The following is a 21903-nucleotide window of genomic DNA, read 5'->3' on the forward strand; positions in this document are numbered from 1 at the left end:
CGCATCGTGGCCAACATCATCAACCTGGACCGGGTCAGCAAAGGTTACGGCGCCGCCGGCCAACTGCTCACCGACGTGTCGCTCGGCCTGGACGACGACGCCCGCATCGGCATCGTCGGCCTCAACGGCGCCGGCAAATCAACCCTTCTCCGCATGCTCGCCAAGAGCGAGGAACCCGACTCCGGGCGCGTCACCCACCGCCGTGATCTGAGGGTCGCGACGCTGCCGCAGACCCTCAACCTGGCCGGTGACCTCACCGTCCGCGACGTCGTCCTCGGCACCGCCTGGCTGCCGCAGAGCATGGGCGCCGAGCACGAGTGGGCCGGCGACGCCGGTGTCCGTACCATCCTCGACGGCCTCGGCATGGGCCACCTCGGCCTCGACACTCCCGTCGGCCCGATGTCCGGCGGCGAGCGCCGCCGCGTCGCCCTCGCCGCCCTCCTCGTCCGCGACAGCGACCTGCTCATCCTCGACGAGCCCACCAACCACCTCGACGTCGCCGGCGTCGACTGGCTCGCCAAGCACCTGCTCACCCGCAAGGGCGCCCTGCTCGTCGTCACGCACGACCGCTGGTTCCTCGACGCCGTCTGCACCATGACGTGGGAGGTCGTCGACGAGCAGGTGCACACCTATGAGGGCGGTTACGCCGCCTGGGTGCTGACCCGCGCCGAACGCCAGCGCATCGCCGCCACCGTCGAGGCCCGCCGGCAGAACCTGCTCCGCAAGGAGATCGCCTGGCTGCGCCGCGGCCCGCCGGCCCGCACCTCCAAGCCGAAATTCCGGATCGACGCCGCCAACGCCCTGATCGCCGACGTCCCACCCGTCCGCGACAACGTCAGCCTCCAGCGACTGGCCACCACCCGGCTCGGCAAGCAGGTCTACGACCTGGAAAACGTCTCACTCGACGCCGGCCCCAAACCGATCTTCCGCGACCTCACCTGGCAGGTCGGCCCCGGCGACCGCATCGCCATCCTGGGCGCCAACGGAGCCGGCAAGACCACCCTGTTGCGCCTGCTCGCCGGCGTCACCACACCCGACGGCGGCCGGCTCGTCACCGGCAGCACGGTCCGGCCCGCGTTCCTCTCCCAGGAACTCAAGGAACTCCCCGGACACCTGCGCCTGCTCGAAGCCGTCGAGGAGGTCGCCAAACGCGTCAAACTCGGCGACCGCGAACTCTCCGCCGGCCAGCTCGCCGAAGTGTTCGGATTCACCGACAAGCGGATCTGGACACCCGTCAGCGACCTCTCCGGCGGCGAACGCCGGCGCCTGCAGATGCTGCGGCTGCTCGCCACCGAGCCCAACGTGCTGCTGCTCGACGAACCCACCAACGACCTCGACACCGACACCCTCGCGTCGCTCGAGGACCTGCTCGACTCCTGGCCCGGCACCATGATCGTCGCCAGCCACGACCGCTACCTCGTTGAACGCGTCACCGACACCGTCTACGGCATGTTCGGCGACGGACGGCTCGTGCACCTGCCCGGCGGCATCGACGAATACCTCGCCCGAGTAGCCACTCCGGGTGCTCCGGGCGTACCCGCCAAGGGTGTCTCCGAAGCGTCACCCGCCGCAAGCGGCCTCTCCTCCGGTGAGCTCCGCCAGGCCCGCAAAGACCTGGCCCGTCTGGAACGCCAGATGGACAAGCTCACCGAGAAAGAAGCCAAGATCAACGAAAGCCTGGCGGAGTACGGCAGCGACTACGACAAACTCGTCGAGCTCGAAGCCCAGCTCAAAGCCGTCCAGCAGGAGAAGGCCGAAGCCGAGGAGGCATGGCTGCTCCTGGCCGAACAGGTCGGCGACAGCTGATCCGCAGCGGGCGAAATGCCATCCGGGGGGTGTGCCTGCGCCGCTTGTCGGGGATACGCGAGAATCTGCACGGAAGACACCCGACCTTGGAGACGGAACCATGGCGCACACCCCGGTCAATCACCCGCTACGGCCGATCTACCGGATCGTCGGCTTCATCGTCGGCGCCTACCTCGTCGCCTACGGCGTCATCGGCCTCATCGCCACGTCCGGTGAGGCATTCACCGGCCCCGGCATCCGCGTCCTCGGACAGGGCAGCAACATGCTCTGGTCCATCGTCTCCCTCGCCGTCGGCGCCCTCGTCCTGCTCGGCACCGTCGTCGGCAAGAACATCGACGTCGTCGTCGACCAGTACCTCGGCTGGGGCCTTCTCGTCCTCGGCAGCTACGAACTCTGCGTGCTCCGCACCGACGACGTGAACTTCTTCGGCTTCACCATGTCCACCGTCGTCGTCACCTACCTCGCCGGCCTGCTGCTGATCACCGTCAGCCTCTACAGCAAGTCCGCGCCCCAGTCCCAGGCAGGCGCGCCCCGCCAGGTCCGCGAAGGCCGCACCGCCTGACCCGTCCCGCGCCGGGTCCGCTCAGCGGGCCCGGCGGGTCTCTCTTAGCGGACCCGGCGAGTCGTCAAACCCGGCTTCGCCTCCAGATGCGACAACCCGTTCCACGCCAGATTCACCAGATGCGCGGCCACCATCTCCTTCTTCGGCTTCCGCGCCTCCCGCCACCACTGCCCCACCAGCGCAACCATCCCCACCAGCGCCTGTGAATACAACTCCGCGAACCGCGGATCCAGGCCACGGCTCTTGAACTCCGCGCCCAGGATGTGCTCCACCTGATGCGCCACGTCGTTCATCACGCTGGAGAAACTCCCCGACGCCGACAACAACGGTGAATTGCGGACCAGCACCTGAAAACCGTGCGGCTCCTCATCGATGTAATCCAGCAGAGCCAACGCCGCCTGCTCCAGCAACTCCCGCGGATGCCCCGCCGTCAACGCGGCCGCTATCCGATCGAGCAGAGCCCGCACCTCACGGTCCACCACCACCGCATACAGGCCCTCCTTGCCGCCGAAGTGCTCATAGACCACCGGCTTCGACACCTTCGCCCGCGCCGCCACCTCTTCCACGCTGGTCGCGTCGTACCCCCGCTCGGCGAACAACTGCCGGCCGATCGTGATCAGCTGCTCGCGCCGCTGAGCGGCCGGCATCCGAACCCGCGGCCGCTGCTTCTCGCCGCCGTCACCCTGCTCTGTCACCCGGGTCATCCTGCCAGCAACGGCCCACCCATCATGTCTGTCCGATTCGTCGCCTTCCGCGCCGTTCTGCCTTGCCCTCCCGCTTCTTTGCCGGTCCCGCCTTTCCCTCCTGTTTCTCCGTCCCTTCTGCTTTCTCCTACCGGCCCGCCCGTCCCGCCTCCCGCTCCGTCCTTGCCGGCGGTTTTGCTCTGTCGTTCTGCCCGTCCTGCCTTCAGCTCCGTCCTTGCCGTCGGTTTTGCTCTGTCGTTCTGCTCGTCCGGCCTTCCGCTCCGTCCTTGCCGTCGGTTCGCTTTGCCGCTTTGCCGCTTTGCGGATTTGCCGCATTGCTGCACTGCCGCGCTGCCCGTCCCGCCCTCCCGTTCCGCTTCTCCGCCGGTCCTGCCTCGCCGCCGGTCCTGCCTTCCCCGCCCGCTTCTCCGCCCCGTCCTGCCTTCCCCGACCCCCTTTCCGCCGACCCCGCTTCCCCTCCCGCCTCAACTTGCGTGGTGACTTGTGGTTTGCCGGTGGGCGCGGGTCACCACGGTGCCGACTGGTGTGATGCGCGTGGTGACTTGTGGTTTGCGGGTGGGTGTAGATCACCACGCGGGGGTGTGGGCGGCCTTGCGTGGTGACTTGTGGTTTGCCGGTGGGCGCGGGTCACCACGGTGCCGACTGGTGTGATGCGCGTGGTGACTTGTGGTTTGCGGGTGGGCGTAGGTCACCACGCGGGGGTGTGGGGGGCCGTGCGTGGTGACTGTGGTTTGCGGGTGGGCGTAGATCACCACGCTGCCGGGCGGAATGCTCGGCGTGGGGTTGAGCGGACCGCGGATCACCCTGCGCTTTGAGGGCGGTGATCCGCGGTCTGGGGCGTCGCGGAGTTCGGAAATGGCGAAACTCGAGGCGTCCTAAGCGCATGCGTGGAGATCTGAGCGCAAGTGGGAGCGGCGGCGGTGGCGGTGGCGGTGGGTTGCGGGTCGGTAGTTGGCGTGAGTAATGTTGTCGCATGCAAGCTGCCAGTGCGCCTAGTAGTTCAGGGACAAGCGCCCGCAAGCGGCAGGCCGCTGCCGAGCTGCGCATGGCCGGATGGTCGATCAATGACATCGCGGTTCGGATGGGAATCGCCAAGTCGACTGCGTTCGCCTGGGTACGCCATGTGCCGTCCGATCCCGCCAGCGCGCGAGCTCAACAAAGACGTGAGCTGGCGAGGCAGCGCATCGCGGACCGCTGGGACCGTTTTCGTGAGGAACGTGAGCGGCATCAGGCCGGGGTTCGTGCCGTGGCAGCTGCGGCGGTCGGTGGTGTGTCCGAGCGGGACGTGCTGCTCCTCGGCGCCATCGCCTATCGGTGTGCGAACGGGAGGGCGCGGACGGACCGTTTCGTCTTCGTCAGTGATGACCCCGGCCCGCTGCTTCTGGTTCTGAGGTTCTTGCGACTGCACGGGTACGACCCGGGCGATCTGACGTATCGGGTGAGCGTCCGCAGTGCGGCCGACGCGGAGGCGGCCGTCGACTGGTGGGCCCGTGTCCTGTCGATCCCCCGTGAGTGCTTCCGGAAAGCGGCGGTCAGGAAGCGTGTGCCCAGCGGCGACCGGCACGGTTGCTTGGCCGTCATGGCTCCGAGGAGCCGCGAACTCTGCTGGCGGGCGGAGGGTGTCGTTCGCGCGGTCGTGGGTGAGGCCTCGTCCGCTTATCGCGATCGTCTGGACGACCGCTAGGCTGTCGGGAGAACCATTCGGCCGTGGTGTAATTGGCAACACTCTTGGTTTTGGTCCAAGCTTTCCGGGTTCGAGTCCTGGCGGCCGAGCAACTTCTGTGGTAAAGCGAACCGGATGGTCAAGGGGTGACGGGACGTCGCCCCTTGTACGCCACCGCCAATCAATGGAGTTGCGCGTGAGCCAGGCCCCCAGCCGTACCGTTGTCGTCCTCGCCGCCGGTGAGGGGAAGCGGATGAAGTCCGCGACACCCAAGGTTCTGCAGCCTCTGCTGGGCCGCACCCTGCTCGGCCATGTGCTGGCCGTCGCGCAGGCGATCCACACCGACCGGACCGTGGTGGTCGTCGGGCACAAGGCGGACGAGGTCGGCGCGTTCCTGGCCGAGGCCGCGCCGGAGGCGACGCCGGTGCTGCAGGCGGAGCAGAACGGCACGGGTCACGCGGTGCGGATCGCTCTGGACGCGACGCCCGATCTGACCGGCACCGTGGTGGTGCTCAGTGGTGATGTGCCGCTGTTGCGCCCGGAGACGGTGGAGGCGCTGCTGGCCACGCATGAGCGGGCGGGCGCGGCGGCGACGGTGCTGAGCGCCGAGGTGGATGTGCCGGGTGGTCTGGGCCGGATCGTGCGTGGTGTGGACGGCAATCTGGAGCGGATCGTCGAGGCGAAGGACGCGAGTGACGCGGAGCGCCGGATCCGGGAGATCAATTCGGGGATCTACGCGTTCGACGCGGTGTTGCTGCGGGAGGCGCTGGGCAAGCTGTCGACGGACAACGCGCAGGGCGAGGAGTACCTGACCGACGTCTTCGGGATTCTGGCGTCGCAGGGTCATCCGGTGGCGATCGAGGTGGCGGAGTTCGCCTTCGAGACGCTGGGCTGCAACGACCGCGCGGAGTTGTCGAAGCTGCGGGTGCTGATGCGCGATCGGGTGAACGAGACGTGGATGCGGTCGGGTGTGCTGCTGCTGGATCCGGCGACGACGTGGATCGATGTGACGGCGACGCTGGAGCCGGACGCGGTCGTCGATCAGAATTCGCAGATCCTGGGGTCGAGTTCGGTGGCGACGGGCGCGGTGGTCGGTCCGGACACGACGTTGATCGACACTGCGGTGGCCGAGGGCGCGACGGTTCTGCGGACGCATTCGATCGGTGCGGTGATCGGTCCTGAGGCGTCGGTGGGGCCGTATTCGTTCCTGCGTCCGGGGACGCGGCTGGCGCGTAAGGCGAAGATCGGCGGGTTCGTCGAGGCGAAGAACGCCGAGCTGGGTGAGGGCGCGAAGGTGCCGCATCTGACCTATGTGGGTGACGCGTCGATCGGCGCGCGGGCGAACATCGGTGCGGGCACGATCTTCGCGAACTATGACGGCGTGAGGAAGAGCCGGACGACGGTGGGGGAGGCGGCGTTCGTCGGTTCGGACACGGTCCTGATCGCTCCGGTGGAGATCGGTCCGGGTGCATATGTGGCGGCCGGCAGCGCGGTGGCGAAGGATGTTCCGGCGGGGAATCTGGGTGTGACACGGGCGCAGCAGCGCAACATCGAGGGCTGGACGGCCCGGAAACGGCCGGGCACAGTGTCGGCGGCTGCGGCGGAGGCTGCGAATATCACCTCTGAGCAGGAGTGATCCAGCTGGGGTGAGGCATGCCACGCGAGGGCCTCGAAACGTGGCGGTTACGTTGCCGCAAGGGATACTTGACTGCGAACCCCACCCCCTATCCACGGGAGCAGCGAGTCGATGGGCAGCATCGTCGCCGAGAACCGTAAGAGTCTGATGCTTTTCTCCGGTCGGGGTTTCCCCGAGCTGGCGGAGGAGATCGGCCAGGTGCTCGGCGTGGCGCCGACGCCGTCTGATTCGTATGAGTTCGCCAACGGAGAGATTTTCGTCCGGTTCAAGGAGTCGGTGCGCGGCTCGGATGCCTTCGTGGTGCAGTCGGTCACCGAGGGGGTGAACCGCTGGGTCATGGAGACCCTGATCATGATCGACGCGTTGAAGCGTGGGTCGGCGAAGCGGATCACCGTGGTGTTGCCGTTCTACCCGTATTCGCGTCAGGACAAGAAGCACCGTGGCCGGGAGCCGATCTCGGCTCGTCTGGTGGCTGACCTGCTGAAGACGGCGGGGGCCAACCGGATTCTGACCGTCGATCTGCACACGGCACAGATCCAGGGGTTCTTCGACGGTCCGGTGGATCACCTGTTCGCGATGGACACGCTGGCCGACTACGTGCAGAAGAAGTACGCGGGCCGGCCGATGACCGTGGTGGCGCCGGATTCGGGCCGGGTGCGGGTGGCGGAGCGGTGGACGGACCGGCTGGGTGGTTGCCCGCTGGCGTTCATCCACAAGACGCGTGACCCGTTGAAGCCGAATCAGGTGGTGGCGAACCGGGTGGTCGGTGAGGTCGAGGGCCGGGTGTGCCTGATCGTCGACGACATGATCGACACTGGTGGCACGATCGCGAAGGCCGCGGACATCCTGTTCCAGGAGGGTGCGGCGGATGTGATCGTGGCGTCGACGCACGCGCTGTTGTCGGATCCGGCGACGGAGCGGCTGAAGAACAGCAAGATCAGTGAGTTGGTGGTGACGAACACGTTGCCGCTGTCGCCGGAGAAGCGGCTCGACAAGATCACTGTGTTGTCGATCGCGCCGTTGTTGGCGCGGGCGATCCGTGAGGTGTTCGACGACGGATCGGTCACCACTTTGTTCGGTGGTCTCAGCTAGCAGGACTCACGGAGGGGCGCCTGCCGGGCGGCGGGCGCCTTTATCGTCTGGTGCAACTTGCACCAGGAGGTTGGTTTTTTCGCAGGCGTCGTCAGCGGGGCGGACCCGCTGACCGATGCACGATCGTGGCAGGTAAGCTAGTGCGGTTGCCACGGCGAGGGTGCTTCGTGGGCTGTTGAGGTTCGCAGCCTGCTCGAGGCGCCGTCATCGACGCGGTGCTCCGGGCCTGTGCCCAGCGCGCCCTCTTGCCCGGCAGCGCCGAAACACCGTTACCTCTGACGGCCCGCACCGCCAGAGGTCGCCACCGCAGCACTGCCGGATACCGCAGCCGCAGACTTAGACGCAGCCCGCATCGAAGAGTTTCAGGAGTTTCCCCGTGTCCGAGGTAAAGATCAGCGCCGAGCCCCGCACCGAGTTCGGCAAGGGTGGTGCTCGCCGCACGCGCCGGGCCGGCCTCGTGCCTGCCGTGCTGTACGGCCACGGCGAGAAGCCGCAGCACATCGCCCTTCCGGCCCGTGAGTTCGCCGCCGCCATTCGTCATGGCGGCATCAACCAGATCTTCACGATCGACATCGCCGGCAACTCGGGCGCCACGCTCGCGCTGCCGAAGGCGATCCAGCGTGACCCGATTCGTGACACGTTCGAGCACGTGGACCTGCTCATCGTGAAGCGCGGCGAGAAGATCCAGGTCGACGTTCAGGTCACCCTGACCGGTGAGGCCGCCAAGAACACCCTGATCGTGCACGAGTCGAACACGGTCGCCGTGGTCGCCGACGCGTTGCACCTGCCGTCCGAGCTGGAGGCCTCGATCGACGGCCTCGAGGCGGGCTCGCACATCACCGCTGGTGACGTGAAGCTGCCGAAGGGCGTCGAGCTCGCCGTCGACGCCGAGACGGTGCTCGCGATCATCAACGCGGCCCAGTCGAACGAGGAGGCTCCGGCCGAGGACGAGGCTCCGGCCGAGGGCGACAGCGCGGAGTAAGTCCGTCTCGCAGCAGCGGTAAGCCAGTGATCAGGGAAAGTGCCGGACGGCACTTTCCCTGATGTGTATGTGGAGGCTTTTGTGGTGGACGAGGCGCCGTGGCTGGTCGTCGGTCTGGGTAACCCGGGCCGGGAGTACGCCGGTAACCGGCACAACGTGGGTTTCATGGTGGCAGATCTGCTGGCGTCGCGGGTGGGCGCGAAGTTCGGCCGGGCGAAGCGCGCGCAGACCGAGGTCGCCGAGGGGCGGCTCGGGTTCGGTGGGCCGAAGCTGGTGCTGTTGAAGCCGCTGACGTACATGAACCTGTCGGGGACGCCGGTGGTGTCGCTCGCGCAGTTCTTCAAAGTGCCGGTGGCGAATGTGATCGCGGTGCATGATGAGCTGGATGTGCCGTTCGGGCAGATTAGGGCGAAACGAGGCGGAGGCGAAGGCGGTCACAACGGGCTCCGCTCGATGTCGAAGTCGCTCGCGAGCAAGGAGTACGCGCGGGTGCGTTTCGGGATCGGCCGGCCTCCGGGGCGGCAGGATCCGGCGGACTACGTGCTCTCCGACTTCTCCGCGGTGGAGCGCAAGGAGCTGGACTTCCTGGTGGACCGGGCGGCCGATGTGGCGGAGGCGATCGTCGTCGAGGGCGTCGAGTGGGCGCAGAACCGGTATCACGGGACTTGATCTCCATCTGACGATGCCGTGACGCTGCCCGCGGTCGTCCGTTGGTCACTCGGACGCACGATTTTCGGTGCGGGGCCGATGTGACGGGAGGGTTCGAGGGATGTCGCAGAACGTGTCCGAGGACCGGGCGGACGCGTTGACGGAACCCACGGTTGCGCTGCCGCAGGTGTCGCCGCCGCCGGGTTACGGAGCGGCGAATCATCCGCCCGGCAATCAGGGCCCGCAACGGCCGGCGGTACGGCGCGGCAGCCGTAACCGCCGGATTCCGGGCCCGGCGGCGGGTGTGGAGAACGCACCGCCGCGTGTGGTGAGCGGGGAGCCGGATCCCGCCCGCAACCAGGCGATGGACCGGCTGATGCGTGGTGGCCGCAACCGGTCGGTGGCGGCGCGCCCGGCGAGCCGGCCGTTCGTGCGGACGCGGGGCCGGCACGCGGCGATGTCGCGGCGGCAGGACTGGGAGCGCCGCTATGTGCGGGCCCTGGTGCTGGCCGATCTGACTGCCGGTGTGGTGGCGGGGGCGGCGACGTTCAGTGCCCGGTTCGGGTACTCGGTCACCGACTGGAACCGCACCTACCTGATCTGGTCGGCGCTCATGCCGGTGGCACTGCTGCTGGTGCTGGTGGCGGCCCGGGCGTACGAGCGGCGGTACCTGTTCGTCGGCTCGGACGAGTACCAGCGGGTGCTGCGTGGTGGGGCGGGTCTGATCGGTGGTGCGGCCGTCGTGTCGTACGCCCTCAATCTTGATCTTGCCCGGTCGTATGTCCTGGTGGCGTTTCCGCTGGCGATAGCCGCGATCGTGGTGCTGCGTTTCGTGCTGCGTAAGCGGCTGCACTGGGCCCGGGCGCGGGGGGAGAACCTCCGCCGGGTGATCGTGGTCGGTCACGAGCTGTCGGTCATCGGGATCACCCGGCAGTTGCGCCGCGAGCGGTATCACGGTCTGGAGGTGGTGGGCGCCTGCCTGCCGCCGGGTGCGGACGGTATCGGGGTGACCGATCTGCCGGTGTACGGGTCGTTCGACGACGTGGCGAGCGCGGTGTGCCGGGCGGACGCGGACACCGTGGTGGTGTTGAGCTGCCCGGAGCTGGACGGGGCGGCGGTGCGCCGGCTGGCGTGGCGGCTGGAGCGCGACGAGGTCGATCTCGTGGTGGCCAGCACGCTGGTGGACGTGGCCGGGGCGCGGACCACGATCCGGCCGTTCGACGGCCTGCCGATGCTGCATGTCGAGCATCCCCGGCTGCACGGGGGGTCACGGCTGGTGAAAGAGCTGGTCGACCGGGTCGGCGCCCTGCTTCTGCTGATCCTTCTCGGTCCTGTGCTCCTGAGCGTGGCGCTCTGCGTGGGCCTTACGTCCCGTGGCCCGGTACTCTTTCGCCAGGTGCGCGTGGGACGTGACGGCCGTTTGTTCCGGATCTTCAAGTTCCGCAGCATGTACGTCGATGCCGAGGCACGGCTTGCCGAGCTGAGGCACCTCAACGAGCACGACGGTGTGCTCTTCAAAATCCGCGACGACCCGCGTGTCACCCCGGTCGGGCGGTGGTTGCGCAGGTTCTCGCTGGACGAGCTGCCGCAGCTGCTGAACGTCCTGTCGGGGCGCATGTCGCTGGTCGGTCCGAGGCCGCCGCTGCCGACCGAGGCAGCCGCGTACGCCGACGACGTGCGGCGCCGGCTTGCCGTCAAGCCGGGGATGACCGGTCTCTGGCAGGTGTCGGGCCGGTCGGACCTCTCCTGGGAGGAGGCGGTCCGGCTGGATCTGCGCTATGTCGAGAACTGGTCGCTGAGCCTGGATCTGGTGATCCTGCTCAGGACGGTGACCGCCGTGGTGCGGTCGTCGGGAGCGTACTGACAGGCGCGTACTGGAGTGAGGAGCGAGAGATGAGCGAGCAGACGAAGGCGTCGGCACGCATAACGGTGGCACGAGACGCCGGTGAGGGCGGTACTCCACCGGTCAACGACTCCGCCTTCGCTCGCTGGCTCGCCGACCGTGCCGGACAGCTTCTGCTCCAGGTCCGTGCGGAGGTCGGTCACGAGGACGGCAAGGCTCTCAAGGCCGCCGGTGACCAGGCCGCCCATGAACTGCTGCGGGCCGAGCTGGCCCGCTGGCGCCCGGCCGACGCGGTGTTGTCCGAGGAGGACGAGCAGTCGCGTGTCGCCTGGACCGAGGGCAACCGCCCGGACCGGCTGGGCAGCAACCGGGTCTGGATCGTGGATCCGCTGGACGGCACCCGCGAGTTCTCCGAGGAGGGCCGCGACGACTGGGCCGTGCACGTGGCGCTGTGGACGGCCGACTCGTCGGCTCCGGCCCGGCTGACCGCGGGCGCGGTGGCGATGCCGGCCCGGCACTGCACGCTCGCCACCGATCAGCCGCCGGCGTACCCGCCGATGCCGCTGGAGTCGGCGACGGGTGGTTCGATCCGGATCGCGGCGAGCCGGACCCGGCCGCCGGCGTTCGTGACGGCGCTGGCCGAAGGTCTGGGTGCCGAGCTGGTGCCGATGGGCTCGGCCGGGGTGAAGATCGCCGCGGTGATCAACGGAGAGGCGGACGCGTACGTGCACGCCGGCGGGCAGTACGAGTGGGACTCGGCCGCACCGGTCGCTGTGGCATTGGCCACGGGGTTGCATGCGTCACGTGTCGACGGCAGCCCTCTGGCCTATAACCAGGCGGATCCGAAGTTGCCCGACCTGGTCGTCTGTCGCAAGGATCTCGCTCCTCGGTTGCTTGCTGCGTTGCAGAGGCATCTTCCGTAACAATGACGTCTGCCCTGCCGGCCGACACCGGAGAAAGGTCTGGGGACAGAAACCCATGAGCCAGACGAAGCCCTATCGCGTCTCGCATCTGGATGCGCTCGAAGCCGAGAGCATCTTCATCATGCGGGAGGTCATGGCCGAGTTCGAGCGCCCCGCGCTGCTCTTCTCCGGCGGCAAGGACTCGATCGTGATGCTGCGCCTCGCGGAGAAGGCGTTCGCGCCGGCGCGCGTCCCGTTCCCGGTCATGCACATCGACACCGGTCACAACTTCGCCGAGGTGCTGGAGTACCGCGACTCCCGGGTCGCCACCCTCGGACTGAACCTGGTGGTCGCCAGCGTCCAGGAGGCGATCGACACCGGCCTGGTCCGCGAGCTGCCGGACGGCACCCGCAACCGGATCCAGACGCCGGTGCTGCTCGCCGCCCAGGAGAAATACCGGTTCGACGCTCTCTTCGGCGGCGCCCGCCGCGACGAGGAGAAGGCCCGCGCCAAGGAGCGGATGTTCAGCTTCCGTGACGAGTTCGGCCAGTGGGACCCGAAGAACCAGCGGCCCGAGCTGTGGGCGCTGTACAACGGGCGGCACCACCCGGGCGAGTCGATCCGGGTGTTCCCGCTGTCCAACTGGACCGAGCTGGACGTCTGGCACTACATCGCCAAGGAGAACATCCCACTGCCGAGCATCTACTACGCCCACGACCGTGAGGTCGTCGAGCGCAACGGGATGTTCTACGCGGTCAACGAGTTCATCCGGCTGCGTGACGGTGAGACGTCCGAGGTCCGCCGTGTGCGGTACCGGACGGTCGGCGACGCGTCGCAGACCGCGGCCGTGCTGTCGGAGGCCGACACCGTCGAGAAGGTGATCGACGAGGTCGCTGCGACCCGGATCACCGAGCGTGGCGCGACCCGTGGCGACGACAAGGTCAGCGAAGCCGCGATGGAAGACCGTAAGCGAGAGGGTTACTTCTGATGAGCCAGGCAGTTCTCGAGCCTGACGCCGCCGCCTCGCGCGGCATGGACCTGCTGCGGTTCGCCACCGCCGGCAGCGTCGACGACGGCAAGTCCACCCTCATCGGCCGGCTGCTGTACGACACCAAGACGATCTTCGAGGACCAGCTCGAGGCCGTGGAGAGCGCCAGCGCGTCCCGCGGCGACGAGTACACGAACCTCGCGCTGCTCACCGACGGCCTGCGCGCCGAGCGGGAGCAGGGCATCACGATCGACGTGGCGTACCGGTACTTCGCGACGCCGCGGCGCAAGTTCATCATCGCCGACACCCCGGGCCACATTCAGTACACCCGGAACATGGTGACCGGCGCGTCCACCGCCGACCTGGCGCTGATCCTGGTCGACGCCCGTAAGGGCCTGGTCGAGCAGTCCCGCCGGCACGCCTTCCTGACGAGCCTGCTGCGGGTGCCGCACCTGGTCCTCTGCGTCAACAAGATGGACCTGGTCGACTGGGACCAGAAGGTGTTCGAGCGGATCGCCGACGAGTTCACCTCGTTCGCCGCGAAACTCGACGCCCCGGACCTCACGATCATCCCGATCTCCGCGCTGAACGGCGACAACATCGCCAGCCGCTCGGAGAACTCGCCGTGGTACGAGGGCCCTTCGCTGCTGCACCACCTGGAGCACGTGCACATCGCCAGTGACCGCAACCTGGTCGACGTGCGGTTCCCGGTGCAGTACGTGATCCGCCCGCAGTCGACCACGGTCACCGACTACCGCGGCTACGCCGGTCAGGTCGCCTCCGGCATCCTCAAGCCCGGTGACGACGTGATGGTCCTGCCCTCCGGTCTGACCAGCACCATCGCGGCGATCGAGACCGCCGACGGCCCGGTCGACGAGGCGTTCCCGCCGATGTCGGTGACGGTTCGCCTCAACGACGAGATCGACATCTCGCGCGGTGACATGATCTGCCGCCCGCACAACGCGCCGGCCGCCGCCCAGGACATCGAGGCGATGATCTGCTGGATGGACGAGACGGCCCCGCTGAGGGTCGGCGGCAAGTACGCGATCAAGCACACCACCCGCAGCGCCCGCGCCGTGGTCCGCGGTCTGCAGTACCGCCTGGATGTGAACACTCTGCACCGCGACGAGAGCGCCGGTGAGCTGAGCCTCAACGAGATCGGCCGGGTCAAGCTGCGCACGACCGTGCCGCTGCTCGCCGACGAGTACCGGCGCAACCGCACCACGGGCGGCTTCATCCTGATCGACGAGGGCACTCACCGCACGGTCGGCGCCGGAATCATCATCGAGGCGCGCTAGCGCGCTAGCGCGCCCCCATCGAGAACAGCGCGTTGGACAGGATCGTCGCCCAGACGACCTTTCCGCTCTCGATGGGGACGGCGCCCCACCGGGACGCGGTCTGCTGGACCGTCCGCAGTCCGCGGCCCCGCTCGTCGAGCGGCAGGTCCGGGCGCGGACGGGACACCGGCACCATCCGCGGCAGCCGCGGGTCGCCGTCGGTCACCGACAGGTGCAGCCCGGAGCCGCGGCGATGCACGGCCACCCGGATCTCCGTACCCGCGTGTTCGAGAGCGTTGGTCACGAGTTCCGACATGACGAGCCGGCAGCGATGCAGCAGGTGAGTCAAACCCCAGCCCAGGCACGCGTCGCTGACCAGGTTGCGGGCCAGGCTCGGCGCCTCCGGGTCGGGCTGCAGAGTCGCCGTGAGCCGCTGTTCGCCGGGTATCCGGCCGGCCAGCGCCACCCGGGCCTGTCCCACCTTGGCGTAGACGGGCAGGTAACGGCCCACGCCGAGGGACTGCATGCGATCGGCGAGCGGCAGATCGGGCGGCACGCACAGGGCCAGGTGAATCGGGGGTTCCAGACCGGCGGCGACCTGCCGGGCGGTCGTCCACACGGGCGCGCTCTCGCTGTGCGGGTCGTGCAGCCCGGACAGATCCACGATCAGGCCGTCGGGCTGTTCGGTGAAGCACCGCCGCAGGGTCACGGCCGCGTCGAGGCACAGTTGGGCATCCCACTGGCCGTGGACCGTGAGCAGTGGGACGGCGACATCCTCGGAGGTGTCGACGACGACGCCGGAACCTCGCACGGTGTCATCGTGAAGATACGGTGGGCTGACCCCCATGCTGGACACCATAACCGCTGGCCCGCCCGTTGAGCCTCTGGTCTCGCTCCTGCGGGTGATCAGGTGAACGGCTGACCGGGACCCCTCAGATGAGGTGGCCCCGGCGGTCCGTCCGATCATCGTCAGAGGCGGGTCGCGCCCGGTCCGGCGGTCGCCACCCAGCTGGTGGGGGCGGTGAAACCCTTCTGCTCGTACGCCTCCGCGACCGCGGCCGCCGTCGTGTCGGCCCGGTCGGCGTCGATCAGGGCCAGTACACAGCCGCCGAAACCGCCGCCGGTCATCCGCGCTCCGTACGCGCCGGCCGTGAGCGCCGACTCGACCGCCACGTCCACCTGGTCCACGGTGATCTCGAAGTCGTCGCGCATCGACGCGTGCGACGCCGTCAGCAGCGGGCCGATCTCGCGGACCCGGCCGGAGCGCAGCAGCGACACGGTGTCGAGGACGCGCTGGTTCTCGGTGACGATGTGCCTGGCGCGGCGGCGCAGCACGTCGTCGTCCAGCCGTTCCAGCGCCTGTGGCAGGTCGGCCGTGGAAACGTCGCGCAGGGCCGCCACGCCGAGGGTGGCGGCGGCCGCCTCGCAGCTCTTGCGGCGTTCGCCGTACTCGCCGTCGACGTGCTGGTGCGGCGCGTTGCTGTTGATCACCAGGATGGCCAGGCCCTCGGCGGCCAGGTCGAACGGGATCTGGTCGATCTCGTAGCTGCGGCAGTCCAGGAACAGGGCCCGGCCCTCACGGCAGCGGATCGACGCGGACTGGTCGAGGATGCCGGTGGGTGCCCCGACGTACACGTTCTCGGCCCGCTGCGCGATGGCCGGTCGGCGCTCCAGCGGCACGTCAAGGCCGCCGAGGTCGATCAGAGCGGTCAGTACAGCCGACTCCAGGGCCGCCGAAGACGAAAGACCCGACCCCAGCGGTACGTCCGACGCGATCGCGATCCGTGCCGGCGGCACCTCGAACCCGGCGTCGCGCAGCGCCCACACCACTCCGGCGACGTACGCGCCCCAGCCCGTCACGTCACCCGGCTCGGTGACACCGAACGTGATCGGTTCGGTCGCCAGGGTCGAACACACCGACCAGCGACCGTCCGGGGCCGGTCCGGCGGCCGCGACCGTGCGCTGCGGCAGCGCGAAGGGCAGCACGAACCCGTCGTTGTAGTCGGTGTGCTCGCCGATCAGGTTGACCCGGCCGGGCGCCGCCCACAGCCCGGCCGGCTCTGTCCCGTACGCCTCGATGAAGGTTTTGAGGGCCGTCTCGGAAATGCCACTCATGCCACGTGCTTCCGGTAGAAGGTCCAAGCGTCGCCGATCATGTCCTGCAGCGTGTTCTTCGCGGGTGTCCAGCCCAGGTCCTCGCGGGCCCGCGCCGACGAGGCGACCAGGGTGGCCGGATCGCCGTCACGCCGCGCCGCGATCTCGACCGGGATCTCGGCGCCGGTGACCGCACGCGCGGCCTCGACGACCTGCCGGTTGGAGAAGCCGTTGCCGTTGCCCAGGTTGTAGATCCGGTGCTCACCGGCGACCGTCGCGTCCAGGGCCAGCAGGTGCGCACGGGCCAGGTCCTCGACGTGGATGTAGTCGCGCACACAGGTGCCGTCGGCGGTGGGGTAGTCGTCGCCGAACAGCTGCAGTTTCTCCCGCTTGCCGGCGGCCACCTGCAGGGTGATCGGGATCAGGTGCGTCTCCGGGTCGTGCCGCTCGCCGATCTCGTGACCGTCGCTGATGTACGCGCCGGCCACGTTGAAGTACCGCAGCGACACCGCGGCCAGGCCGTGTGCGAACGTCTCGGACGTCAGAGCCAGGTCGAAGGTCAGCTTCGTCGACCCGTACGTGCTGGTGGGGGCTTTGATCGCGGTCTCGGTGATCGGCAGCTCGACCGGGTTGCCGTAGACCGCGGCCGTGGAGGAGAAGATGATCCGCGGTACCTTCGCGGCACGCACCGCGTCGAGCAGCGCCAGCGACTTGACCACGTTCTCGTGCCAGTACAGCTCCGGCTTGGCCATCGACTCACCGGCCGCGATCAGTCCGGCGAAGTGCAGGACGGCGTCGAAGCCGGCGTCCGGCGTCAGCACCTGAGCGGCGTCGGCGATGTCCGCCTCCACGAATGTGGCATCGGGGGCGACCGCCTCGCGGAAGCCGGTGCGCAGGCTGTCCAGGACGACGACCTCGTGGCCCGCGTCCAGCAGCAGCCTGCTGGTCACGCTGCCGACGTAGCCGGCGCCTCCGGTGACGAGCAGTTTCACGACTCGGCCCTTTCTCTGGGTAGGACAGACCTAGAATTCCCCATAATCGATCAAAGGTCAACAGGTTCGAACATTGCCGCGGCCGGGTAGGGGATTCGCGATTCCCGGGCCGGGACTGACACAATGGCGGCCATGTCCGACGTTGCCCGCCGCCCGCGAGTGCTCTCCGGCATCCAGCCGACCGCCGACTCCTTCCACCTCGGCAACTACCTGGGCGCGGTGCGCAACTGGGTGGCGATGCAGGATACGCACGACGCGTTCTACTGCGTGGTGGACCTGCACGCCATCACCATGGGACATGATCCGGAAGCTCTCCGTAACCGTAGCCGGATTTCCGCCGCCCAGCTGCTGGCACTCGGGCTCGACCCGGAGCGCTGCACCCTGTTCGTGCAGTCCCACGTGCCCGAGCACGCGCAGCTCGGCTGGGTGCTCAGCTGCATCACCGGGTTCGGCGAGGCCGGCCGGATGGTCCAGTTCAAGGACAAGTCCACCAAGGCCGGTCAGGACAGCACCAGCGTCGGGCTCTTCACCTACCCGATCCTGCAGGCCGCCGACATCCTGCTCTACCAGGCCGACCAGGTCCCGGTCGGCGAGGACCAGCGCCAGCACCTCGAGCTGACCCGCGACCTGGCCCAGCGGTTCAACACCCGGTTCGGCAAGACGTTCACCGTGCCCTCGCCGTACATCGTGAAGGACACCGCGAAGATCCTCGACCTGCAGGATCCGGCGATCAAGATGTCGAAGTCGGCCTCCTCGCCGAACGGCATCATCGAGCTGCTCGACGACCCGGCCCGCTCGGCCAAGAAGATCAAGTCCGCGGTCACCGACACCGGGCGTGAGATCCTCTACGACGAGGAGAACAAGCCCGGCGTCAGCAACCTGCTGACCATCTACGCGGCGCTCACCGGCCGGGCCATCGACGAGCTTCTCGAGGCGTACGACGGACGCGGTTACGGCGACCTAAAGAAGGACCTCGCCGAGGTGCTGCTCGAGTTCGTCAAGCCGATCCAGGAGCGCACCCGGCTCTACCTGGACGACCCCGGTCAGCTCGACAAGGTGCTCGCGGTCGGCGCCGAGAAGGCACGGGCGGTCGCCGCGACCACCCTCGCCTCGGCGTACCGGAACGTGGGTTTCCTCAGCCCCGCCCGCGAAGCCTGAACCGGATGTCCGAGCTCGGAAGGCTCACCCGCATCGGGGTGGCGATCAACATCCCGGAGCCGTGGGGCTCGGCCCTCACCCGGCGGCGCGCCGAGGCGGGCGACCCGCAGGCCGCCTGGATCCCGGCGCACGTCACGCTCCTCGGCCCCACCGAGGTGGCCGAGGACGCATTGCCGGCCGTGGAGAAACACCTGGAGGCGGCCGCGTCCGCGCAGCGGCCGTTCACCATCCACCTGCGCGGGACGGGAACGTTCCGGCCGGTCACCGAGGTGGTTTTCGTGACGCTGGCCCAGGGCATCAGCGAGTGTGAGTTGCTGGCGGAGGCGATCACCCGCTCGGACGACATCAACCGGGACACCCGCTTCCCGTACCACCCGCATGTCACCGTGGCCCAGGACGTGCCGCCGCCGGCACTGGACGCGGTCTTCGAGGACCTGGCCGGATTCTCGTGCCGGTTCGAGGTGGCCTCGTTCACCCTGTTCTCGCACGGCGGCGAAGGACCCTGGCGGCCACGCCGGGACTTCCCGCTCGGCAGCTGAAGTGTCCGATACGGTCGGCCCGTGAATCCGATCGACCGGGCCTATGACGCGACCGCGGCCCGGATCCTGGCGGTGCGCTACCGGTCGCCGTACTTCGACCACTTCTGCCGGGCCATCCTGCGCTATGAGGACGTTCAGGGTGGCCGGCTCGCCGCCGCGATCGCCTACTACGGATTCTTCGCGGTCTTCGCGCTGCTGCTGATCGGTTACTCGGTCTTCGGCTGGCTGCTCACCGCAAACGTCCAGCTGCTCGGCCTGGTGCGCGACTTCCTCCACCAGAACCTGCCGTTCCTCGACATCCAGGCGATCCTGGAGAGCAAGGGCAGCGTCGGCATCGTCGGCATCCTCGGGCTGACCTTCACCGGTATCGGCTGGGTCGAGGCGATCCGCTCCTCGCAGCGACTGATCTGGCAGTTGCGGGAGCAACCCGGCTACTTCGGGGTGCGCCAGGTCGTGGACCTGGTCGTGCTGATCGGGCTCCTGCTCCTGCTGGCCCTGTCCCAGCTCGCCGTCTACGGGCTGGAGCGCCTGCTGCACTGGCTCGCCGGCGGCGGCTTCTCGGCCGTGCTGTCCGTGGTCAGCTGGGTGCTCACCCTCGGCGTCAACATGATGCTGGCGGCGGCTCTGCTCGCTGCCGTGCCCCGGTTGCGGATGACCGCCCGGCGGATGGCACCGCCGGTGCTGCAGGTCGGCATCGGGCTCCTGCTGCTCAACACGATCGGCAAGACGTTCGTCGAGATCGTCCAGCGCAATCCGGCGTACGGCCTGGTCGGTTCCGCCGTCGGCGCGCTGGTCTATCTCTACGTCTTCAACCAGCTGCTGTTGTTCGGCGCGGCCTGGGCAGCGACCAGCCCGCACGGCCGGGTGGTCGATCTGTCAGCTGACGACAAGACCGCCCCCGTGGGGCAAAACACCTGGATTCGGCACGACCGCCCGCGATGATGGGCCGATGGGCACCCTCGTGACGTTGCACCTGCCACCCGGCTCGCCGATCGCCGAGCAGCCATGGGTCATCACCATCGGCTCCCTGGACGACCTGGAGGAGTGGGAGCCGATCGTCTGCGGGCCCTACGAGCACCAGCACGCACTCGCCCTGGCCCGCGCCGTGGTCTCCGACGACGACCTGATGGCCGTGGTCGAGCCGATGCTCCCGCTGGACGGTGTCGACGCGATCCGCAGGGAGATCGATCTGGCCCGGGCCGCGGCCGAGGGCACAGCCGCAGAGGATCCAGCCGCCGAGGACTTTGCGAAGCTGACCCCGCAGGAGTATCCCGGCGCCCCGCCCGAGCCCGCCGAGGTGCACTCCGGCTGGCGGCGGATAGCCGGGAAACTGACCGCCTGAGCGCGCTGGGATACTGATCCCCGTGTTGATCAACAAGCGCTGGGCGGCGTTCCTGATCGCGGTGGGCGTCTGGACATGGGTCATCTGGCCCCGCTTCGGGCTCGCCATCTGGAACGACGACCGCTCCTTCGACGGCGGGACACCCACCGCGTTCCTCTGGGTGCACGCCCTCCTGATCACCGCCTCACTGGCGATCGGCACGACGGTCGGCGTCCTCGGTGTCAAGGCATGGCGGCGCGCTGAACGTTAACTCAGTGTTTCGTGTCATGGGCGCAATTCACTCCTGAACCAGCCGAAAGCGACGTGCCATCAGCAGGGTGATTGCGGCGGTATAACGGTGCGCCAACAGTCCGTACCGATGTCCGGTCTCCGTACTGGCCCGGGGATACGCTCCCGACCTGAGATTCACCCGAGTAACAGGACCTCGGTGTGCAGCGGAAGGAGGGCGTCTTGCGCCCAGTACGTGGGAAGCGGATCGTGGCGATTCTCGCGGCAGGTGGGCTGACGCTCGCTGCCGCCGCATGTGGTGAGGCGCCGAAGGAGACCACTCCCGGCGCCGGCTCCAGCAGCGCCGCGGCCGCTTACAAGGCCTGCATGGTCACCGACCTCGGTGGCATCGACGACAAGTCGTTCAACGCGTCGGCCTGGGCCGGCCTGCAGGCTGCCCAGAAGGAGTCCCCGAACGTCGACCCGAAGTACGTGGCGTCCTCCTCCGAGGCCGACTACGAGCCCGGCCTGCGCGGCTACGTCACGCAGAGCTGCAACTTCATCCTCGCCGTCGGCGGTCTGATGGGCGAGGTGACCACCAAGGTCGCCAAGGAGAGCGCGAGCTCCCAGTTCGGCATCGTCGACAGCGTCAGCGGCAACAGCAACGTCTACCCGATGCAGTTCGCGACCCACCAGGCCGCGTTCCTCGCCGGCTACCTGGCCGCGGGCTACTCGAAGTCCGGCAAGGTAGCCACCTACGGCGGTCTGAAGATCGCCCCGGTGACCATCTTCATGGACGGCTTCGCCGACGGCGTCGCCCACTACAACCAGGTCAAGGGCAAGAAGATCGAGGTCCTGGGCTGGAACAAGGCAACCCAGAACGGCAGCTTCGCCGAGAGCTTCATCGACCAGAACAAGGGCAAGAGCGTCACCCAGACCCTGGTCGGCCAGGGTGCTGACGTGGTCATGCCGGTCGCCGGCGGCACCGGCCTGGGCACCGCCCAGGTCGCCAAGGACTCCGGCGGCAAGGTCTCGGTCATCTGGGTCGACCAGGACGGCTGCACCAGCGCCGCGCAGTACTGCGACGTCTTCCTGAGCACCGTCGTCAAGAACATCGAGGACGCGGTGAAGCAGGCCGTCGTCAAGGGCGCCAAGGGTGAGGCCCTCGCGGCTGCCCCCGGTTACCTGGGCACGCTGGAGAACGAAGGCGTCTCGCTCGCCCCGTTCAACAGCTTCGACAGCAAGGTCGACCCCACCCTGAAGACCGAGCTCGAGAAGCTGAAGGCCGACATCATCGCCGGCACCGTCAAGGTCGAGTCGGTCAGCGCGCCGAAGTGACCCTCGGGTAGGTAACATCTGGCCGCCGCCCGGCCGCGGGTCAACACCCGCAGCCGAGCGGCGGCTCGCGTTCCACCGTCCACCAGGCCAGTCACGAAGTCGGGAGATTCCGCTGAAACTGGAACTGCGC

Annotated in this window: 21 protein-coding genes and 1 tRNA gene; 18 read left to right on the forward strand and 4 right to left on the reverse strand. The window is 68.5% G+C overall.

What is annotated here, in order from left to right; translation table 11 throughout:
* Positions 1-6: 6 nt before the first annotated feature.
* Both CLV67_RS05005 and CLV67_RS05010 read left to right on the forward strand, forming a co-directional pair.
* Positions 7-1806, forward strand: a complete 1800-nt coding sequence (locus tag CLV67_RS05005; protein WP_106315958.1) for an ABC-F family ATP-binding cassette domain-containing protein — start codon at positions 7-9, stop codon at positions 1804-1806.
* A gap of 100 nt (positions 1807-1906) precedes the next feature.
* A complete protein-coding gene (locus CLV67_RS05010; RefSeq protein ID WP_106315959.1) occupies positions 1907-2368 on the forward strand; it encodes a DUF4383 domain-containing protein in 462 nt (153 codons plus the stop codon).
* 44 nt (positions 2369-2412) lie between these two features.
* On the opposite strand, the gene CLV67_RS05015 is transcribed toward CLV67_RS05010, so the two are convergent.
* A complete protein-coding gene (locus CLV67_RS05015; RefSeq protein ID WP_203736876.1) occupies positions 2413-3015 on the reverse strand; it encodes a TetR/AcrR family transcriptional regulator in 603 nt (200 codons plus the stop codon).
* A 1030-nt stretch (positions 3016-4045) separates the two neighbouring features.
* On the opposite strand from CLV67_RS05015, the gene CLV67_RS50925 reads away from it, so the two are divergent.
* From CLV67_RS50925 to cysN, 10 genes are all read left to right on the forward strand, one after another.
* Positions 4046-4756, forward strand: a complete 711-nt coding sequence (locus tag CLV67_RS50925; RefSeq protein WP_146168985.1) for a helix-turn-helix domain-containing protein — start codon at positions 4046-4048, stop codon at positions 4754-4756.
* A gap of 17 nt (positions 4757-4773) precedes the next feature.
* A tRNA-Gln gene (locus tag CLV67_RS05025) sits at positions 4774-4845 on the forward strand.
* An 86-nt stretch (positions 4846-4931) separates the two neighbouring features.
* Positions 4932-6371, forward strand: a complete 1440-nt coding sequence (gene glmU, locus CLV67_RS05030) for a bifunctional UDP-N-acetylglucosamine diphosphorylase/glucosamine-1-phosphate N-acetyltransferase GlmU (protein WP_106315962.1) — start codon at positions 4932-4934, stop codon at positions 6369-6371.
* 111 nt (positions 6372-6482) lie between these two features.
* A complete protein-coding gene (locus CLV67_RS05035) occupies positions 6483-7463 on the forward strand; it encodes a ribose-phosphate diphosphokinase (RefSeq protein ID WP_106315963.1) in 981 nt (326 codons plus the stop codon).
* Between the two features lie 376 nt (positions 7464-7839).
* Positions 7840-8445 carry a 50S ribosomal protein L25/general stress protein Ctc gene (locus CLV67_RS05040; RefSeq protein WP_106315964.1) on the forward strand — a complete coding sequence of 202 codons (606 nt, stop codon included), beginning with the start codon at positions 7840-7842 and terminating at the stop codon, positions 8443-8445.
* An 81-nt stretch (positions 8446-8526) separates the two neighbouring features.
* The gene (pth, locus tag CLV67_RS05045; protein WP_106315965.1) at positions 8527-9114 is read left to right on the forward strand and encodes an aminoacyl-tRNA hydrolase; all 588 of its coding nucleotides are present in this window, start codon (positions 8527-8529) and stop codon (positions 9112-9114) included.
* 100 nt (positions 9115-9214) lie between these two features.
* Complete coding sequence (locus tag CLV67_RS05050) at positions 9215-10957, forward strand: sugar transferase (RefSeq protein WP_106315966.1); 1743 nt, start codon at positions 9215-9217, stop codon at positions 10955-10957.
* 29 nt (positions 10958-10986) lie between these two features.
* Entirely contained in the window at positions 10987-11859 is an 873-nt protein-coding gene (locus CLV67_RS05055) for a 3'(2'),5'-bisphosphate nucleotidase CysQ (protein ID WP_106315967.1), read from the forward strand.
* A 55-nt stretch (positions 11860-11914) separates the two neighbouring features.
* The gene (gene cysD / locus CLV67_RS05060) at positions 11915-12826 is read left to right on the forward strand and encodes a sulfate adenylyltransferase subunit CysD (RefSeq protein ID WP_106315968.1); all 912 of its coding nucleotides are present in this window, start codon (positions 11915-11917) and stop codon (positions 12824-12826) included.
* A complete protein-coding gene (gene cysN / locus CLV67_RS05065) occupies positions 12826-14124 on the forward strand; it encodes a sulfate adenylyltransferase subunit CysN (protein ID WP_106315969.1) in 1299 nt (432 codons plus the stop codon). The genes cysD and cysN overlap by 1 nt, the downstream gene beginning before the upstream one ends.
* 4 nt (positions 14125-14128) lie before the next feature.
* Here cysN and CLV67_RS05070 read toward each other — a convergent pair whose 3' ends face one another.
* The 3 genes from CLV67_RS05070 to galE form a co-directional block, all read right to left on the reverse strand.
* Entirely contained in the window at positions 14129-14914 is a 786-nt protein-coding gene (locus CLV67_RS05070; RefSeq protein ID WP_239166028.1) for an ATP-binding protein, read from the reverse strand.
* Positions 14915-15072: 158 nt separating this feature from the next.
* Positions 15073-16218 carry a galactokinase gene (gene galK / locus CLV67_RS05075; protein WP_106315971.1) on the reverse strand — a complete coding sequence of 382 codons (1146 nt, stop codon included), beginning with the start codon at positions 16216-16218 and terminating at the stop codon, positions 15073-15075.
* Positions 16215-17189, reverse strand: a complete 975-nt coding sequence (gene galE, locus CLV67_RS05080; RefSeq protein WP_106315972.1) for a UDP-glucose 4-epimerase GalE — start codon at positions 17187-17189, stop codon at positions 16215-16217. The genes galK and galE overlap by 4 nt, the downstream gene beginning before the upstream one ends.
* Before the next feature lie 132 nt (positions 17190-17321).
* On the opposite strand from galE, the gene trpS reads away from it, so the two are divergent.
* From trpS to CLV67_RS05110, 6 genes are all read left to right on the forward strand, one after another.
* Entirely contained in the window at positions 17322-18347 is a 1026-nt protein-coding gene (gene trpS / locus CLV67_RS05085; protein ID WP_106315973.1) for a tryptophan--tRNA ligase, read from the forward strand.
* A gap of 5 nt (positions 18348-18352) precedes the next feature.
* On the forward strand, positions 18353-18886 hold the full coding sequence (locus CLV67_RS05090; RefSeq protein ID WP_106315974.1) for a 2'-5' RNA ligase family protein: 534 nt from the start codon (positions 18353-18355) through the stop codon (positions 18884-18886).
* Positions 18887-18907: 21 nt separating this feature from the next.
* Positions 18908-19828, forward strand: a complete 921-nt coding sequence (locus tag CLV67_RS05095; RefSeq protein ID WP_106315975.1) for a YihY/virulence factor BrkB family protein — start codon at positions 18908-18910, stop codon at positions 19826-19828.
* Positions 19829-19835: 7 nt separating this feature from the next.
* Entirely contained in the window at positions 19836-20228 is a 393-nt protein-coding gene (locus CLV67_RS05100; protein ID WP_106315976.1) for a hypothetical protein, read from the forward strand.
* A 22-nt stretch (positions 20229-20250) separates the two neighbouring features.
* Entirely contained in the window at positions 20251-20478 is a 228-nt protein-coding gene (locus CLV67_RS05105) for an SCO4848 family membrane protein (RefSeq protein ID WP_106315977.1), read from the forward strand.
* Between the two features lie 200 nt (positions 20479-20678).
* Positions 20679-21773, forward strand: a complete 1095-nt coding sequence (locus CLV67_RS05110) for a BMP family lipoprotein (RefSeq protein ID WP_106315978.1) — start codon at positions 20679-20681, stop codon at positions 21771-21773.
* Positions 21774-21903: the final 130 nt, after the last annotated feature.

It is taken from the genome of Actinoplanes italicus (genome assembly GCF_003001815.1).
Lineage (GTDB): Bacteria > Actinomycetota > Actinomycetes > Mycobacteriales > Micromonosporaceae > Actinoplanes > Actinoplanes italicus.